This window comes from Streptomyces sp. NPDC090106 (genome assembly GCF_044747265.1).
Lineage (GTDB): Bacteria > Actinomycetota > Actinomycetes > Streptomycetales > Streptomycetaceae > Streptomyces.
In genome coordinates this window covers 189,836-206,273 of record NZ_JBIVDS010000003.1, presented here as the reverse complement: position 1 = coordinate 206,273, position 16,438 = coordinate 189,836, and the positions used below count along the sequence as shown (strand labels likewise).

General features: G+C 71.3%; 15 protein-coding genes. 10 read left to right on the top strand and 5 right to left on the bottom strand.

Annotated elements, in window-relative coordinates:
• The first annotated feature begins 55 nt into the window (after window positions 1-55).
• Entirely contained in the window at window positions 56-418 is a 363-nt protein-coding gene (locus tag ACIPSE_RS10860; protein ID WP_401660273.1) for a DoxX family protein, read from the top strand.
• A gap of 70 nt (window positions 419-488) precedes the next feature.
• Here the strand turns inward: ACIPSE_RS10860 and ACIPSE_RS10855 are convergent, their stop codons facing one another.
• On the bottom strand, window positions 489-1,238 hold the full coding sequence (locus ACIPSE_RS10855; protein ID WP_401660270.1) for a FadR/GntR family transcriptional regulator: 750 nt from the start codon (window positions 1,236-1,238) through the stop codon (window positions 489-491).
• Window positions 1,239-1,474: 236 nt separating this feature from the next.
• Between ACIPSE_RS10855 and ACIPSE_RS10850 the strand changes: the two genes are divergently transcribed.
• The 7 genes from ACIPSE_RS10850 to tkt all read left to right on the top strand — a co-directional run bounded on the left by ACIPSE_RS10850 (window position 1,475) and on the right by tkt (window position 9,709).
• On the top strand, window positions 1,475-2,842 hold the full coding sequence (locus tag ACIPSE_RS10850; RefSeq protein WP_401660268.1) for an MFS transporter: 1,368 nt from the start codon (window positions 1,475-1,477) through the stop codon (window positions 2,840-2,842).
• The gene (locus ACIPSE_RS10845) at window positions 2,839-4,572 is read left to right on the top strand and encodes a dihydroxyacetone kinase family protein (RefSeq protein WP_401660265.1); all 1,734 of its coding nucleotides are present in this window, start codon (window positions 2,839-2,841) and stop codon (window positions 4,570-4,572) included. The genes ACIPSE_RS10850 and ACIPSE_RS10845 overlap by 4 nt, the downstream gene beginning before the upstream one ends.
• A 12-nt stretch (window positions 4,573-4,584) precedes the next feature.
• Window positions 4,585-5,067: a ribose-5-phosphate isomerase gene (locus ACIPSE_RS10840; RefSeq protein WP_401660262.1), complete on the top strand. Its 483-nt coding sequence runs from the start codon at window positions 4,585-4,587 to the stop codon at window positions 5,065-5,067.
• Entirely contained in the window at window positions 5,067-5,840 is a 774-nt protein-coding gene (locus ACIPSE_RS10835; protein ID WP_401660260.1) for a triose-phosphate isomerase family protein, read from the top strand. Before ACIPSE_RS10840 ends, ACIPSE_RS10835 begins: the two co-directional genes overlap by 1 nt.
• Entirely contained in the window at window positions 5,840-6,646 is an 807-nt protein-coding gene (locus ACIPSE_RS10830) for a sugar phosphate isomerase/epimerase family protein (protein WP_401660257.1), read from the top strand. Before ACIPSE_RS10835 ends, ACIPSE_RS10830 begins: the two co-directional genes overlap by 1 nt.
• On the top strand, window positions 6,646-7,521 hold the full coding sequence (locus tag ACIPSE_RS10825) for a phosphogluconate dehydrogenase C-terminal domain-containing protein (RefSeq protein ID WP_401660255.1): 876 nt from the start codon (window positions 6,646-6,648) through the stop codon (window positions 7,519-7,521). The genes ACIPSE_RS10830 and ACIPSE_RS10825 overlap by 1 nt, the downstream gene beginning before the upstream one ends.
• A gap of 109 nt (window positions 7,522-7,630) precedes the next feature.
• The gene (tkt, locus tag ACIPSE_RS10820; protein ID WP_401660252.1) at window positions 7,631-9,709 is read left to right on the top strand and encodes a transketolase; all 2,079 of its coding nucleotides are present in this window, start codon (window positions 7,631-7,633) and stop codon (window positions 9,707-9,709) included.
• 122 nt (window positions 9,710-9,831) lie between these two features.
• Here tkt and ACIPSE_RS10815 read toward each other — a convergent pair whose 3' ends face one another.
• Entirely contained in the window at window positions 9,832-11,301 is a 1,470-nt protein-coding gene (locus ACIPSE_RS10815) for an MFS transporter (protein ID WP_401660249.1), read from the bottom strand.
• Between the two features lie 154 nt (window positions 11,302-11,455).
• On the opposite strand from ACIPSE_RS10815, the gene ACIPSE_RS10810 reads away from it, so the two are divergent.
• Window positions 11,456-12,103 (top strand): TetR/AcrR family transcriptional regulator, encoded by a 648-nt coding sequence (locus tag ACIPSE_RS10810; protein WP_401661706.1) that lies wholly within the window; start codon window positions 11,456-11,458, stop codon window positions 12,101-12,103.
• A 26-nt stretch (window positions 12,104-12,129) separates the two neighbouring features.
• Here the strand turns inward: ACIPSE_RS10810 and ACIPSE_RS10805 are convergent, their stop codons facing one another.
• From ACIPSE_RS10805 to ACIPSE_RS10795, 3 genes are read right to left on the bottom strand one after another with little or no spacing between them, the layout of a single operon-like run.
• The gene (locus ACIPSE_RS10805) at window positions 12,130-12,801 is read right to left on the bottom strand and encodes a response regulator (protein ID WP_401660246.1); all 672 of its coding nucleotides are present in this window, start codon (window positions 12,799-12,801) and stop codon (window positions 12,130-12,132) included.
• Window positions 12,777-13,886 carry a hypothetical protein gene (locus ACIPSE_RS10800; RefSeq protein WP_401660244.1) on the bottom strand — a complete coding sequence of 370 codons (1,110 nt, stop codon included), beginning with the start codon at window positions 13,884-13,886 and terminating at the stop codon, window positions 12,777-12,779. The genes ACIPSE_RS10805 and ACIPSE_RS10800 overlap by 25 nt, the downstream gene beginning before the upstream one ends.
• Window positions 13,883-14,884, bottom strand: coding sequence for a sensor histidine kinase (locus ACIPSE_RS10795; RefSeq protein WP_401660241.1), 1,002 nt, complete (start codon window positions 14,882-14,884; stop codon window positions 13,883-13,885). Before ACIPSE_RS10795 ends, ACIPSE_RS10800 begins: the two co-directional genes overlap by 4 nt.
• A gap of 547 nt (window positions 14,885-15,431) precedes the next feature.
• Here ACIPSE_RS10795 and ACIPSE_RS10790 point away from each other — a divergent pair.
• A complete protein-coding gene (locus ACIPSE_RS10790) occupies window positions 15,432-16,313 on the top strand; it encodes an esterase/lipase family protein (protein ID WP_401660238.1) in 882 nt (293 codons plus the stop codon).
• Window positions 16,314-16,438: the final 125 nt, after the last annotated feature.

The window sequence follows — 16,438 nt, the reverse complement described above, 5'->3', positions numbered from 1 at the left end:
GTGGAATCAGCACATACCCGCGCTCCTCCCCTCACCCGCACCCTGAAGGAATTCGATGGACGTCGCCTACTGGATCGTCGCCGGCCTGCTCGCCCTCTTCTACCTCTACGGCGGCGGGCTGAAGCTGGTCCGCAGCCGCGAGCAGCTCCGGCCGATGATGGCCTGGGTCGACAGCATGCCCCTGTCCGCCGTCAGGGGGATCGGGGCCGTCGAGGTGCTCGGCGCGCTCGGGCTGGTCCTTCCGCCCCTGAGCGGTGTCGCCCCCTGGCTGGCGCTCGTCGCGGCCCTCGGCTTCGTCGTCCTGCAGCTCGCCGCGACAGCGGTCCACCTGCGCCTCGGGGACCGCCAGGTCGCGCTCAACGCCGGTCTCGTCGTGACCGCGTCCGTGACGGCCTGGCTGGCGACCGCCTGGCTCTGACCTCTGCGCACGGCGCCGCGACACGTGCGCGCACAGGGTGCCGTCGTGGGCGACGGCACCCTTCTTGCGCTCAGTGCTCCATGGACGTCCGCAGACGCGCGCTCGCCATCCGCATGTGTTCGGCCATCGCGCGGTCCGCGGCCTCCGGGTCACGGGCACGGATGGCCTGGAGGACGGCGTCGTGCTCGCAGAGGGTGCCGCTGACCGTGTCCTCCAGGTCGCTCACACGTTCCATCCACACCTGGAGCAGGGCGCGGATGCTGTGCAGGATGTCACTCAGGACGGAGTTGCGGGCGATGCGGGCGCACTCCAGGTGGAAGGCGATGTCCGCGTCGATGAAGGCCTGGACGTCGTCACCGGCCTCCCGCATGTGACTCAGATGTCCCTCCAGGAGGGCGACGTCCGCGTCGGTGGCGCGCTCGGCGGCCAGGCGGGCGGAGACACCTTCCATATGGGTGCGCACCTCGACCAGGTCCTGGGTACGGCGCTGGCCGAGCATCAGTCCCCAGTTGATCGCCCGGGGCAGGAACTCGGAGGTGCCCTCACGGACGTAGGAGCCCGAGCCGGGGCGGATCTCGATGATGCCCAGGACATCCAGTGCCGACAGCGCCCCGCGCACACTGGAACGGGCGACGCCGAGCGCCTCGGCCAGCTGCCGTTCGGCCGGCAGCCGGGTGCCGGGGCGTATGTCGCCGGCCGAGAGGTGATCGAGGAGGCGCTTGGCGACCTCGCTCACGGAGGACTCGCGCACGACCGGGCGCAGAAGCTGCGCGAGATCCGGTGCCGGGGACTGCTGATCAGGCTGACTGGTCACGGTCACCAGTCAACCAGATCCCTCCGGTACTGCGCTGACCAGCTGGTTCACCGATCCGAAGGGCCGGGTTTGTCAAGAGTTCGGACAGCATCGGGTCTATGATGGTCGCCACACTGGTAAATTGGTGACCAATTTGAACGGGAGGCATAGCGTGAGGAACGACCCGGCCGGACGCGTCCGCTGCGTGCCGCCGGCGTGACCCACCCCGGACGTCGTTGTCCGGGCGAGCCGAGGAGTCGCCCATGGGTGCCACAGTGCCCACCACGGCAGTCGAGAGAACTGCCATCAAGAAGGTCTCAGTCCGCCTCGTCCCGTTCGTGGCGTTGATGTTCTTCGTCAACTACCTCGACCGGACCGCCGTCTCGTTCGCGGAGCCCAACGGCATGGGGAGCGACCTCGCCCTCACCGCCGCCCAGTTCGGCTTCGCCTCCGGGATCTTCTTCCTCGGCTACATCGTGCTGGAAGTCCCCAGCAACATGGCCCTGCACCGGTTCGGCGCGCGCCGCTGGCTGGCCCGGATCATGGTGACCTGGGGCATCGTCTCGCTCCTGTTCACCTGGGTCAGCAGCAGCACGGAGCTGTACACCCTGCGCTTCCTGCTCGGTATCGCCGAAGCCGGCTTCTTCCCCGGCGCGATCCTGTTCCTCAGCCAGTGGGTGCCCTCCCGGCACCGCACCAAGATCCTCGGCCTGTTCTACCTGGCCCAGCCGCTGACCACGGTCCTCGGCGCCCCGCTCGCGGGCTGGCTCATCGGCCACCACGGACTGTTCGGTCTCGAGGGCTGGCGGGTGATGTTCCTCTTCGTGTCGCTGCCCGCGATCGTGCTCGGTGTCGTCGCCTGGTTCTACCTGAGCGACAAGCCGGCGGACGCCAAGTGGCTCACCCCCACCGAGCGCGACTGGCTGACCGACGAACTGGCCGCCGAGAACGCCCAGAAGACCGGCCACGAGACCAAGCACGCCAAGGGCGACCTCAAGGCGGCCTTCGGCAGCAGCCGCGTCTGGACGCTGGCCCTCGTCTACTTCGGCTTCGTCTACGGCCTGTACGCCCTCGCCTTCTTCCTGCCGACGATCATCAACGGCTTCCAGGAGCAGTACGACACCACGTTCAGCGTCATGGACAAGGCGTGGATCACCGCGATCCCGTACCTGCCCGCCGCGATCGTGCTCTTCTTCTGGACCCGGCACGCCACCAAGCACGGCACCCGCACCTGGCACGTGGCCGGACCGGCCGTCGTCGGCGGCCTCTCCATCCCGCTCGCCCTGTACATGGGCTCGCCCGCCGCGACCGTGGCCGTCATCACCGTGACCGCCTGCTCGATCTTCGCCGCGCTGCCCGTCTTCTGGTCGGTCCCCTCCCGCTTCCTCACCGGTGCCGCCGCCGCGGCCGGTATCGCCCTCATCAACACCGCGGGCAACGTCGCGGGCTTCGCGTCCAGCTACATCACCGGCTGGCTGAAGGACTGGACCGGCGCCTACTACGTACCGCTCTACCTCGTCGGCTTCTTCATGCTGCTGTCCGCAGTCCTGATGGCCTGGCTCTCGTCCCGCACCCGCGCCGAGGAGCCGGCCACCGAAGCCGATCACCCGATCACGGAGGCCGCCCGATGACCCGCCTGTTCAACGACCCCACGGCCTTCGCCGACGAGGCCCTGGAGGGCTTCGCCGCGGCGCACCGCCGCTGGGTGCGACCGGTCACCGGAGGCGTCGTCCGCGCCGGCGCCACCCCGGCCGGACAGGTCGCCGTGGTCATCGGCGGCGGCTCGGGCCACTACCCGGCCTTCTCCGGCCTGGTCGGCCGCGGCCTCGCCCACGGTGCCGCCGTCGGCAACGTCTTCGCCTCCCCCTCCGCCCAGCAGATCCGCTCCGTGGCCCGCGCCGCGCACGGCGGCGCCGGTGTCCTGCTGATGTACGGCAACTACGCCGGCGACGTGCTGCACTTCGGCCAGGCCGCCGAGCGGCTGACCTCCGAGGGCGTGCCCGCGCGCACCTTCGCCGTCACCGACGACATCTCCAGCGCCGGACCCGAGGAAGCCGCCAAGCGGCGCGGCATAGCCGGTGACCTGCCGGTCTTCAAGGCGGCAGCCGCCGCGGCGGAGCGGGGCGCCGACCTGGAGGAGGTGCTCGCCGTCGCCGAGCACGCCAACGCCCGCACCCGCTCCTTCGGCATCGCGTTCTCCGGCTGCACGCTGCCCGGCGCCGACCATCCCCTGTTCACCGTGCCCGAGGCGCGGATGGCCGTGGGGCTCGGCATCCACGGCGAGCCCGGCATCGGCGAGGAGGGTCTGCCCACCGCGGACGAGGCCGCCCGCCTGCTCGTCACCAGCCTGCTCGCCGAACTCCCGGCCGACGTCGCCTCGCCCGAGGGCAGCCGCGCGGCGGTCATCCTCAACGGGCTCGGCTCGGTGAAGTACGAGGAGCTGTTCGTCGTCTACCGCACGGTGTCCCGGCTGCTCACCGAGGCGGGCGTGGAGATCGTCGACCCGGAGGTCGGCGAACTCGTCACCAGCTTCGACATGGCCGGCATCTCCCTGACTCTGACCTGGCTCGACGAGGAACTCGAGAGCCTGTGGCGCGCGTCGGCGGACACCCCCGCCTACCGCAAGGGCGCCCTCGACACCCCCGAGGAGCCCGCCCCCCTGATCTCCGCCGAGGAAGCCGTCGACGACCTGACCGTCCCGGCCTCCTCGGCGGAGTCCCGGGAGTCCGCCGCCGTCGCCCTCGCCGCGCTGGAAGCCGTCGCGGCGACCGTGGACACCCATGCCGAGGAACTCGGCCGCATCGACGCCGTGGCCGGAGACGGCGACCACGGCATCGGCATGCAGCGCGGCTCCACCGCCGCCCGCCAGGCCGCCGCCGACGCCCACGCGCTCGGCGCGGGCGCGGGCACCCTGCTGACCCGGGCCGGGGACGCCTGGGCCGACAAGGCCGGAGGCACCTCCGGCGCGCTGTGGGGCACCATCCTGCGCGCTCTCGGCACCGCGCTCGGCGACCAGGTCAGGCCGGACGCCGCCCGTGTCTCCGAAGGGGTGACACGTGCCAAGGACGGTGTGATGCGGCTCGGCGGCGCCGAGGTCGGCGACAAGACGATGGTCGACGTCCTCGTCCCGTTCGCCGACACCCTCGCCGCCGCCGTGGCCGACGGATCGCCGCTCACCGCCGCCTGGGACCGCGCCGCGACGGCCGCCGAGGAGGCCGCCGTCGCCACCGCCGACCTGCTGCCCCGCAAGGGACGCGCCCGCCCGCACGCCGAGAAGTCCCTCGGCACGCCGGACGCCGGCGCCCACTCGCTCGCACTGATCACCCGCGCCGTCCACGGCGTGCTCACCGACAACCACTGAGGACCCCCCACCATGACCGACAAGCTCCGTATCGTCGTCGGCTCCGACGACGCCGGCTACCAGTACAAGGAAGCCCTCAAGCAGGATCTGCTGGGCAACGCGCTCGTGGCCGAGGTCACCGACGTGGGTGTCGACGCCGACGGGCACACCGCCTACCCGAAGGTGGCCATCGCCGCCGCCGAGATGATCGCCCGCGGCGAGGCCGACCGCGCCCTCCTGGTCTGCGGCACCGGCCTCGGTGTCGCCATCGCCGCCAACAAGGTCAAGGGCATCCGCGCCGTCACCGCCCACGACTCGTTCTCCGTGGAGCGCGCGGTCCTCTCCAACAACGCCCAGGTCCTCACCTTCGGCCAGCGGGTCGTCGGTCTGGAGCTGGCCCGCCGGCTGGCCGCCGAGTGGCTCACCTACCGCTTCGACGAGACCTCGGCGTCCGCCGCCAAGGTCCAGCTGATGGCGGACTACGAGCGGACCGGCGACGGCGAGGCGGCGGTCTGATGGTCTCCCCCGCCCCGTCACCCGTCCTGCTGGGGGTGAGCCTCAAGATGTACTTCGGCCACCACCAGACCCTCAACTGGGCCCGCAAGGTCGCCGACCTGGCCCACCGGCACCCGGCCGTGACCTCGGGCGCCGCCCGCCTCTTCGTCCTCCCGGCGTTCCCCACGATCGTCCCCACGGCCGGCGTCCTCGCCCCGTACGACATCGCCGTGGGCGCCCAGGACCTCGCGACCGAGGACAGCGGCCCCTACACCGGCGAGGTCGGCGGCCCGGTCCTCAAGGAGATCGGCTGCCGCTACGCCGAGGTCGGCCACGCCGAACGCCGCCGCCTGTACGGCGAGGGCGACACGGTCGTAGCCGCCAAGACGGCCGCCGCCCTGCGCAACGGCCTCACGCCCGTGCTCTGCGTCGGCGAACGCGACCACGGCACCGCGCGGGAGGCCGCCGACCGCACGGTGGCCGAGGTCGAGCGGCTGCTCGCCGGCCTGGAGGGCCCGGTCGTGCTCGCCTACGAGCCGCAGTGGGCCATCGGCGCGCCCGAACCGGCGTCCACCGAGCACATCGCCACGGTCTGCACCGCCCTGCGGGCCTGGCTCGACGCCCGGCCCCGGCACACCGGTTCGACCGTGATCTACGGCGGCAGCGCGGGCCCCGGTCTGCTCACCCGCCTCGGCGGCAGTGTCGGCGGCCTCTTCCTGGGCCGCTTCGCGCACGACCCGGCCAACGTCGAGGCCATCCTCGACGAGCTGCGCACCCCGGTGGCGGTGGCGTGATGGCGTACGGCATCAGCACCTACGCCTACTTCTGGCGGCACTCCGCTCGCGCACCGCGGCCGATGACCCTCACCGAGATGCTCACGGACACCGCCGAACTCGGCGGCCAGGTCTTCCAGATCTGCGACTACGCACCCATCGAGGCCTACGACAGGGCGCAGTTGGCCGACGTCCGCGCCACCGCGCACGACCTCGGCCTCGAACTCGAACTGGGCACACGCGGCGTGCGCACCGAGCACCTCACCAAGTACCTGGACATGGCGGGCGAGTTGGGCGTGAGCCTGGTCCGTTCCATGCTCCACGTCCCCGACCACAAGCCGGACCCGGCCGAGGCCACCGCCCTCCTCAAGGAGAGCGTGGCCCGGTACGAGGACGCCGGGGTGACCCTCGGTCTGGAGACCTACGAACAGGTCGCCACCGACGACCTCGTCGCTGTCGTACGCGGGGTCGACAGCGACCGTCTCGGTGTCGTCCTCGACCCCGGCAACAGCGTCGCCCGGCTGGAACGCCCGGTGGACGTCGTCACCGCCACCGCGGCCCACGTGGTCAACATCCACGTCAAGGACTTCGCGTTCAGCCGCCGTGACGGCTGGGTCGGATTCACCTACGCCGGCATCCCGCTCGGCGAAGGCCTCCTGGACTACGACGGCATGATCGCGGCCGTCGCGGCGGCCCGCCCGGGCCGCCGGATCAACCAGATCGTGGAGCACTGGCTCCCGTGGCAGGACGAGGGCTACGACGTCACCGCCCGGCTCGAACACCAGTGGACGCAGCACAGCATCAACACCCTTCTGAGGAGCGAGTAATGGCCACCGAGATCCAGACCCAGGCCGACGCCACGACCGTCGCCGTCATCGGGGCCGCCGGCAAGATGGGCCAGCGCGTCTCCAACAACCTGGTCAAGAGCGAGTTCCGGGTGCTCTTCAGCGAGGCCTCCCCCAAGGGCCAGGAGCTGATCCGCGACCTGGGCCGCGAGCTGACCGACTCCACCACCGCCGCGGCCGAGGCCGACGTGGTCATCCTCGCCGTCCCGGACGTCGTCCTCGGCAAGGTCTCCGCGGAGCTCGTCCCGCTGATGAAGCCCGGCACGGTCGTCCTCACCCTCGACCCGGCCGCCGCCTACGCCGGTCTGCTCTTCGAGCGCGAGGACATCCACTACGCCTGCGCCCACCCCTGCCACCCGTCGGTCTTCCTGGAGCGCACCACCAAGGAGGAGTGGCAGGACACCTTCGGTGGCATCGCCGCCCCGCAGGAGGTCGTGGCCGCGTACGAGGGCGGCGACGAGATCAAGCAGAAGCTCGCCGACTCCGTCATCCGCGTGATGTACGCGCCGGTCGTCGACGTCCACTGGGTCACCGTCAAGCAGCTCGCCGTCCTGGAGCCGACCCTCGTCGAGACCATCGCCTGCATGGTCGGCGCCCTGCTCACCGAGGCCCTGCACGAGACCGTGCACACGGTCGGCGTCCCGGAGAAGGCCGCCCGCGCCATGCTGCTCGGCCACACCCAGGTCGCCCTCGCCAACACCCTCAAGGGCTCCAACCCGTTCTCCGACGCCTGCCTGATCGCCATGGACTACGGCCGTGAGTCGATCGTCCGCGACGACTGGAAGAAGGTCTTCGAGGACGACGAGCTGGACAAGGTCATCACGCGCATGCTGAAGATCAAGGAGATCAAGCGCTGACCCGAGCGCTTCGCCTCCCCTCCCCCTGAACCGGCCCGTACCGCCTCCCCCTATTGGCGGTACGGGCCCCCTTCTGCGCCCTTCCGACGCCCTCCCTGGAGATCCGCCCATGCCTTCCGACCTGCCTGCCCTGCACTGGACCGAGTGGGACCAGCGGGCCGTGGACACCGCCCGCGTCCTGGCCGCCGATGCCGTACAGAAGGTCGGGAACGGCCATCCCGGTACGGCGATGAGCCTCGCGCCCGCCGCGTACACCCTCTTCCAGAAGGTGATGCGCCACGACCCCGCCGACCCCGAGTGGGCCGGGCGCGACCGGTTCGTGCTGTCCGCAGGCCACTCGTCCCTGACCCTCTACACGCAGCTCTACCTGGCCGGCTTCGGCCTGGAGCTCGACGACCTGAAGGCATTCCGCACGTCGGGTTCGAAGACACCGGGCCACCCGGAGTACGGCCACACGGCGGGTGTGGAGACCACCACCGGTCCGCTGGGGCAGGGTGTCGCGAACGCGGTGGGCATGGCCATGGCCGCCCGTTACGAGCGCGGCCTGTTCGACCCGGAGACCTCCCAGGGCGAGTCTCCCTTCGACCACTTCGTGTACGTGATCGCGGGAGACGGCTGCCTCCAGGAGGGCATCTCGGCGGAGGCGTCCTCGATGGCCGGCCATCAGAAGCTCGGCAACCTGATCCTGCTGTGGGACGACAACCACATCTCGATCGAGGGCGACACCGAGACGGCCGTCTCCGAGGACACCGTCAAGCGGTACGAGGCCTACGGCTGGCACGTCCAGCGCGTCGAGCCCGCTGCCGACGGCGACATCGACGTCCACGCCCTGCACGCGGCGATCGAGGCCGCGAAGCTGGTGACGGACAAGCCGTCCTTCATCGCCCTGCGCACGATCATCGCCTGGCCCGCCCCGAACGCCCAGAACACCGAGGCCGCCCACGGCTCGGCCCTCGGGGATGAAGAGATCGCGGCCACCAAGCGGGTCCTGGGCTTCGACCCCGAGCAGTCCTTCGAGGTCTCCGACGAGGTCATCGAGCACACGCGCGGCGCCATCGAGCGCGCGGCCCTGGCGCGTGCCGCCTGGGACAAGCAGATCGCCGTATGGCGGACCGAACACCCGGCCCGCGCGGCCGAGTTCGACCGTATCGCCGCGGGCGGGCTGCCCGACGGCTGGGAGTCGACGGTCCCCGTCTTCGAACCCGGCACCTCCCTGGCCACGCGTGCCGCGTCCGGCAAGGTCCTCCAGGCGCTCGGCGCGGTCGTGCCCGAACTGTGGGGCGGCTCCGCCGACCTCGCGGGCTCCAACAACACCACGATCGACAGCGGCAGTTCGTTCCTGCCGAGCGGCAACCCCCTGCCCGAGGCGGACCCTTACGGCCGTACGGTGCACTTCGGTATCCGCGAGTTCGCGATGGCCGCCGAGATGAACGGCATCGCCCTGCACGGCAACACCCGTGTCTACGGCGGCACGTTCCTCGTGTTCTCCGACTACATGCGCAACGCCGTGCGGATGTCGGCGCTGATGCACCTGCCGGTGACGTACGTGTGGACACATGACTCCATCGGGCTCGGCGAGGACGGCCCCACCCACCAGCCGGTGGAACACCTCGCGTCGCTGCGCGCCATCCCGGGTCTGAACGTCGTCCGGCCCGCCGACGCCAACGAGACGGCCATCGCCTGGCGCGAGATCCTCAAGCGCCACACGAAGGTCTACGGCGAGGGCGCCCCGCACGGCCTCGTCCTCAGCCGGCAGGGCCTGCCCACGTACGCGCCCGACCCGGCGACGGCACGCGGCGGTTACGTCCGTGCCGAGTCCTCGCGGAGCACTCCGGACGTCGTTCTCGTCGCCACCGGCTCCGAGGTCCACCTGGCCGTCGCCGCCCGGGAGTTGCTGGAGGCGGAGGGGATCGCGACCCGTGTGGTGTCGATGCCGTCGGTGGAGTGGTTCGAGGAGCAGGACCAGGCGTACCGCGACAGCGTTCTCCCGCCGTCGGTGCGGGCCCGTGTCGCGGTCGAGGCAGGCATCGGTCTGACCTGGCACAAGTACGTCGGGGACGCGGGCCGCATCGTCTCCCTGGAGCACTTCGGCGCCTCGGCGGACGGGGCGGCGCTCTTCCAGGAGTACGGCTTCACCGCCGAGAACGTGGCGGCGAAGGCGCGGGAGTCGCTGGCCGAGGTCCGCTAGAGGGCGCCTTCCGGCGGAGCCTGCCCGGAGCAGGCGTGACATGAGACCGACCGCTACCTCGCAGGAGGTGGCGGTCGGTCTCATGTGGTGGTGTCAAGCACGTCGCGTGCGCGGTGCGCGACTCATGCGGCCTCCTCTGCCGGGTGCTCCTCGACGGTGCGGGAATCGGTGAGGCTCAGCGCGCCGCCCGCGGCGATCAGCCCCACGAGGACGGCGAGCAGGGCGTAGGTGACGCTCTCGCCGTGGAAGAAGGACGCGACCAAGTCGCCGCTCCAGGTCCCGGCGGGGAGCTGGGTGGTGACGAGGGCGGCGATCAGGGTGCCGACGACGGCGGTGCCGACGCTGGAGCCGACCTCCTGGGCGGTGTCGTTGAGGGCGGCGCCGATGGAGGTGCGGTTGCTCGGCATCGCCTCGACGAGGGCGACGGCGCAGATGGTCATCACGGTGCGCAGACCGATGGTCATGACGACCATGCAGACGGCGATGGCGACGTACCCGTGGCCGACGGCCCAGGAGAGGCCCGCGAGCGACCCGGCCAGGCAGGCGGCGCCCACCAGACAGGCGACGCGGTGGCCGAAGCGGCGTGCGAGCCACTCGGACAGGGGCGTGGCGGTCAGCATCGTGACGATGATCGGCAGGTTCGCCAGGCCGGCCCGGACCGGGCTCCACCCGTAGGCGTACTGAAAGTGGAGGATCAGCCCGAACATCACGCTGGCCATGGCGATGGACGTGCCGATCTGCGCGAGGGCGGCGCCGCGGACCGTGCCGTGGGAGAAGAGCTTCAGGTCGAGCATGGGGGCCTTGCTGCGGCGCTCGTGGCGGACGAAGGCGAACGCTGCCGCGAGGGCGCCGACGATCGACGCGAGGGTGATGGCGGAGAGCCATCCGTGCTCGACGCCGCTGGTCAGCGCGTAGCAGGCCAGTCCGATGGCGAGGACGGAGAGGACGGCCCCGGGCAGGTCGAGGGAGTCCTTGGTGAGGTCTTCGGGCCGGTCGGCCGGAACGCCGAGCCGGACGCCGATGCAGGCGATCACGGCGATGGGGGCGTTCACCACGAGCAGCCACTCCCAGCGGACGTGGGCGAGGGCGGTGCCGCCGAGCAGCGGGCCGAGGACGAATCCGGACATGCCGACGACGATCATCACGGTCATGGCCCGCATGCGCAGGGCCTGGTCGTCGAAGAGGCGGAAGACCAGGGAGTTCGTGATCGGGGCCATCGCCGCGGCGGCTATGCCGAGTGCGGCTCGCAGGGCGATGAGCTGGCCCGCGGTGCTGACCAGGACGACGCACAGGCTGATCGAGCCGAACACGGCGAGCCCGATGAGCAGGACGCGGCGGCGGCCCAGCCGGTCGGCCATGGATCCGGCGGTCAGGAGCAGCCCGCCGAAGGTGAGTGAGTAGGCGCCGGTGACCCATTGCAGGGCGGTCGTACCGCTGCCGAGGTCGCGGCCGATCGTGGGCAGGGCGATCGACAGCAGGGTGTTGTCGACCATCTCGACGAAAAAGGCCAGGCAGAGGGCGGCGAGGGGGATCCAGGCCGCCCGTAGGGACGGGTAGGTGCGTACGGGGGTGTGCAGGGTCGCGGTGGACATGGCAGTACTCCAATCGAACGACGTACGGTTATCGAACACGGTTCGATACGGTACGATAGAACAACGTTCGATACGGTGCAAGACGCGAAGGGATCAAGCCGTGACACGCCAGCAGAACCGCTCCGGCGGGGGACGCCGACGGGCTTCGCACTCCATGGAGTCCGTGCTCGCCGAGGCAGTGGCCCTGCTCGACGAGGCGGGGGCCCAGGCCCTGACCTTCCGGGCTCTCGCCCAGCGCCTCGGTGGCGGCGTCGCCAGCATCTACTGGTACGTCGCCAACAAGGACGAACTGCTCGACCGGGCCGCCGACCATGCCATGGCCCCCGTCCTGGCCGACGTCGAGAAGCTCCCCGGCAGCGACGACCCGATCGACGATCTGCGCGTCATGGCCGTCACGCTGTTCGACGCGATCGTGCGGCGCCCCTGGCTGAGCTCCTACTTCATGCGCAACACGAGCATCCAGACCAACACCCTGGGCCTGTACGAGAGGCTCGGCCGGGAGACCCTGCGCCTGGATCTCACCGCGGCCCAGCGCTTCCACGCCGTGTCCGCGATCGTGGGCGTCGTCGTCGGCTCCGCCGTCGACCTGGGGCAGGAACCGACGCAGGAGATGATCGACGGCGCCGTGGACCGGGACGAGTATCTCCACGCCGTCGCCGACGACTGGCGGGCGCTCGACCCCCAGGAGTTCCCCTTCGTGCACCAGATCGTCGACGAGTTCGACGGCCACGACGACATCGACCAGTTCCGCTCCGCCCTGGAACTGACCCTGGCGGGGCTGCGCCTGCAAGCGGGGGCGTGAGGGTCAGACGCAGGGCGGAGCGGGTGTCACACCGTCGGTCCGGTCGGTGAGTAGCCGGTGATCTCGTCGGGCCTGATCAAGCCGTCCTCGATCGCCCGCGCGAGCATGTCCGCCTTCGTCGGGGCGGACCTGCCGACCTGCGCGTACTTGACCCTCGCACGGCGGATGTACACGTCCACGGTGTGCACGGACACGCCCATGCGCCGGGCGACCGAGGATTTCGACATGGACTGGAACCACCACAGCAGGGCGGTGCGTTCCTGCGTGGACAGTTTGGGTCTGCTCCCGGTGACGTCACCGGCGAGGACCCCTGCCGCGGTGGGTGTGACGTAGGGCCTGTCCCCCGCCGCGGCGAGGACGGTGTTCATCAGGTGGTCCCGTCCCTCGTTCTTCGCGACGAACTCGCAGGCGCCCGCCTCCAGGGTGTCGAGGACCATCCGCTGGTCGGTGAACTGCGAGAAGGCGATGACCCGTTGACCCGCCTCGGCCAGTTCGGCGACCCGGGGAAGCGCGAGCGTGCCGTGCAGGTTCAGGTCGAGGATGAGGACGTCCGCGATGCCGGGCGGCACGTCCGCGGAGTCGCCGGTGTGGCCGACGCGGATGCGGGGCTCCTCGGCGAGCCAGGTCCTGACGCCTTCGATCACGACGGGGTGGTCGTCGATGACGGCGACGGTCACCGGGCCGGTCGTAGCGGCCATCGGGTCTCCCACCACAGCTTCTCCTCCTGGTCGATCACGGCGGATTCAGTGAGCGCGCCGGACGGCTGGACCGGCCTCTCCAGCCGGGCGTCGGCGAGCACGCTCACCACGACGTCGTCCGGCGTCGCCACGACGGTCACCCGCGCCCGGGTCGCGGCGCCCGCCATGACCAGGAGCGGACCCTCCGCCAGTTCACGGCGGACGGGCGCCGGCAGATCGGGCACCCCGCCGTAGCAGAGCAGCGTCACATGCACGCCCCGTTCCTCGGCGACCGCGGCACAGGCCCGCAGTTCGTCCAGGAGCGGATGCGGGGTGGCGTCCGTCTCCACGAACAGCCTGCGCAGACGGGCCGCCTCGACAGCCGCGCTTCTGCGCACCGAGGCGTCCTCCGGGTCCAGTTGGCGCAGTGCCAGTCCGCGCAGCAGCGGTTCCACCCGGGTGCGCAGGTATTCGTAGCGGCGCTGCCGCTCCGCGTGCACCGTCTCGTGCGCGGCGACCCGGGCCAGCCGCTCGGCACGTTCCGCCGCGATCGCGGCGGCTTCCCCGGCGCCTTCATTGAGCTGTCGCGCCAGGTAGGCGAAGGTCAGCTGGATGCCTGCGGTGGTGTACGTGGTGGCCAGCAGCCGGGAGACGGTGACCTGGTCGAGAGCGCCGTCGGCGGCCAGGAATCCCACCGTGGCGGCGGTGTTGGCGCACAGGAGCACGATCAGTTCGCGCAGCGGACGGCGCAACAGCAGCAGTACACCGAACCAGCCCACGGTGTTCGCCGCCCAGCTCACCTCGGTGAGCCCGCCGCCCGGCGGGTACGCGGCCATGGCCAGGATGCCGGTGACCAGTGCGGCGGCGGCCAGCGACCGGGCTACGGGGGCGTGGAGTCCGCCCCGCAGCAGGAGGACGGAACCGACGGCCTGGATGACGGCGAGGATCAACCAGGCTCCCCCGGCGACGACTTGCGGCTCGTAGGCGGTCCACCCTCGCAGCACCACCACGGCGTCGAGGCCCAGGTGCCAGACGCCGACGATCGCGACCAGCCCGACATTGACGGCCGTGGCGAAGCGGGCGACGACCACGCCCTCGACCGTCACGGCTGCCACCGCAGTTCGACGCGGGTGCCCCGGCCGGTCGACGACACCACCCGGGCGCTGCCGCCCACGGCTCCCATCCGGCCGTGTACCGACTCCCTGAGACCGCGGTGGTGCGCGGGAACGGCTTCGGGGTCGAACCCGACTCCGCTGTCGGTGACTTCGACGGCGACGCCCGGCCCCAGCCGGCTCGCCCGGACCCGCGCGGCGCGGGTGCCGGCGTGCCGGGCAACGTTGGCGAGGGCCTCGGAGACGGCACCGGCGAACGCTTCCACCACGTCCCGCCGCAGCTCCAACGGCGGGACGTCGCACGCGACACGCAGCGCCCCGCCGGTACCGTGGTGCGCCCCGACGACGGTACGCAGGGCGTCGTCCAGCGACGCGGGCCCGACCGCCCCGGCACCCGGAGCCCGGGGATCCGCCTGAACCTCCGCTATGACGGCCAGGTCGGCGGCGGCCCGTCGCGGCAGCGCGGCGGAGGCCCGGGGGATGCTGCCGGTGCCCACCATCGTGAGCGTGGCGAGCACGGTGTCGTGCAACAGCCGCTGCTGATACAGCTCGTCGGTACGGGCGGCGGACCGCGCCCGCAGCGACGCGCGCAGGGACGCCTCCTCGGACAGGGCGAGGTCCGCGCCGTACGCTCCACGCCGCAGCAGGGCGATCACCACGGCGGCCAGCAGGCCCTGAAGGACCAGGATCACCGAGGCCTCGCGCAGGCCGCCGCCCACGGCATGAGCGGTCGCGATGACCACGGCGGCGGTCATGGCCAGGGGCTGGCGCAGCATGAACTGCGCGATGAAGACACCGGTTCCGGCGACCATGTCGACCCATCCGCTGCCCGCGCTCGCCTCCAGGACCTGGGCCGGTGCGAGCCGCCCCTGGGCGAGGCAGAGCACAGCGACGACCACGACATCCCCGACGCAGAGCCAGGAGGAGGGCCGCGGCCGGAGCATCAAGGCGGTGAACAGACAGCTCCACAGCAGCAGTACGGCGACCGCCACGCTCACCCATCCCGCGCGGGCCGGCGGTGCGAGGCCCACCACGGCCACAACGGCCGCACCCGCGGCGCTGGTCGCCCTCAGCGCGGCGACGAGGCGCGCGACCCTGCGCCGTAGCTGAAGCTGCGCGGGGCCCCGGGAGGGAACGCGGCCTGCGGGATCCGGCTCCTCAAGGCCCGTGAGGGCAGGATGCGATAACGCACTTCTCATGTCTCCCCCGTACGTCGCCGGGGCGTCCGCCACCCGATGGAAGCGGACCCGGCCCCGGCCACGGGGGCTCAAGTTACCGGCGGCCCCCTGCGAGACGAAGGCGGCGGGACCGAATCCGAACAAGAGCCGTACATGTGTGACGGCGCGGACGTGGTGTCACACGTTCGTGTGACATGCCCTCCTCCGGCGCACGCACCTAGTCTTCACAGCGGAGCGGATGGGCCGCACCAACTACCCGTCAGCAGCAGGTCCGTTCAGCGCCTGAGCAGCCACCTCAGCTCATCAGCGGTGCAGTTGCGCACTTCCACTTCACATCCGATCTCACCTCTGGGGGACACGCATGCCCGGACCACGCCGACGAATCGTTCTCTTCCTCGCCACGCTCATGGCGGCCGTGCTCACGGGCCTCGCCGCCACGCCTGCAAGCGCGGCACCCTCGCGGACGAACTCCAACCAGTCACGCGTCATCTTCGTGCACGGCTTCGCCCCCGAGGGGAAGCACGACTCCTGCAAGGGCTACTTCTCCAAAGCCATCTCCGGCTTCAAGAACACCGGCAGCGGATGGAAGGGGTCACTGCTGACCTTCGGCTACTACAAGGGGCAGGCCAACTGCTCGAAGAACTTCCCCGGGAGCCAGAAGACCCCGCTGAAGGAGGTGGCCAAGGCGTTCGCCAACTACGTCTACAGCTACTCCAAGAACAACGTGAAGGTCGACGTCGTCGCCCATTCCATGGGCGGGCTCGTCGTCCGCGCCGCGCTGTACTACACCGCCAGGGGCGCCTCGGGCTTCCCGCCGCGCCTCTACGTCGAGGACGTCGTCACGCTCGGCAGCCCGCACGGCGGCACCGGCTGGGGCACCTTCTGCGCCACTGTCACCAACCTGCGGCAGTGCAAGGACATGAAGCCGGGCAGTTCCTTCATCAAGGCGCTCGGCTCCACCATGCCCAACTCCGCCATGGGCACCGACTGGACCACGATCGGGTCCTACGACGACGAGATCGTCTCCGAGACCTCCGCCGTCGCCGGTGTCGCCGAACACGAGTGGCAGTACCACCCCGACGCGAATCTGCGGCACAACGAGCTCAAGACCGTGACGGGCGGGTCGTACAAGGCGCGGCACAAGACCACCAAGAACGGCGCGACCTGGAGCGGTTGGGGTTCCGGCTACGCCTCGCCGGTGAAGCTCGCCCGTACCGCCGTGTTCTACCACTCCTCGTCCTGATCCCGGACAGGCGTGGGGCCCCCCCCCCCCCCGGGGGGGGGGGGGGGCCCCCGGGGGGGGGGGGGGGCCCGGCGCCGGGGGGGGGGGGGGGGGCGTTTACCGGGGGGGGGCGGGCGGGGCGCCCC

Bases quoted from the DNA above. Each gene is read 5' to 3' on its own strand.
- ACIPSE_RS10860 (WP_401660273.1), top strand. From the start codon at position 56: ATGGACGTCGCCTACTGGATCGTCGCCGGCCTGCTCGCCCTCTTCTAC.
- ACIPSE_RS10850 (WP_401660268.1), top strand. From the start codon at position 1,475: ATGGGTGCCACAGTGCCCACCACGGCAGTCGAGAGAACTGCCATCAAG.
- ACIPSE_RS10845 (WP_401660265.1), top strand. From the start codon at position 2,839: ATGACCCGCCTGTTCAACGACCCCACGGCCTTCGCCGACGAGGCCCTG.
- ACIPSE_RS10840 (WP_401660262.1), top strand. From the start codon at position 4,585: ATGACCGACAAGCTCCGTATCGTCGTCGGCTCCGACGACGCCGGCTAC.
- ACIPSE_RS10835 (WP_401660260.1), top strand. From the start codon at position 5,067: ATGGTCTCCCCCGCCCCGTCACCCGTCCTGCTGGGGGTGAGCCTCAAG.
- ACIPSE_RS10830 (WP_401660257.1), top strand. From the start codon at position 5,840: ATGGCGTACGGCATCAGCACCTACGCCTACTTCTGGCGGCACTCCGCT.
- ACIPSE_RS10825 (WP_401660255.1), top strand. From the start codon at position 6,646: ATGGCCACCGAGATCCAGACCCAGGCCGACGCCACGACCGTCGCCGTC.
- tkt (WP_401660252.1), top strand. From the start codon at position 7,631: ATGCCTTCCGACCTGCCTGCCCTGCACTGGACCGAGTGGGACCAGCGG.
- ACIPSE_RS10815 (WP_401660249.1), bottom strand. From the start codon at position 11,301: ATGTCCACCGCGACCCTGCACACCCCCGTACGCACCTACCCGTCCCTA.
- ACIPSE_RS10810 (WP_401661706.1), top strand. From the start codon at position 11,456: ATGGAGTCCGTGCTCGCCGAGGCAGTGGCCCTGCTCGACGAGGCGGGG.
- ACIPSE_RS10805 (WP_401660246.1), bottom strand. From the start codon at position 12,801: ATGGCCGCTACGACCGGCCCGGTGACCGTCGCCGTCATCGACGACCAC.
- ACIPSE_RS10790 (WP_401660238.1), top strand. From the start codon at position 15,432: ATGCCCGGACCACGCCGACGAATCGTTCTCTTCCTCGCCACGCTCATG.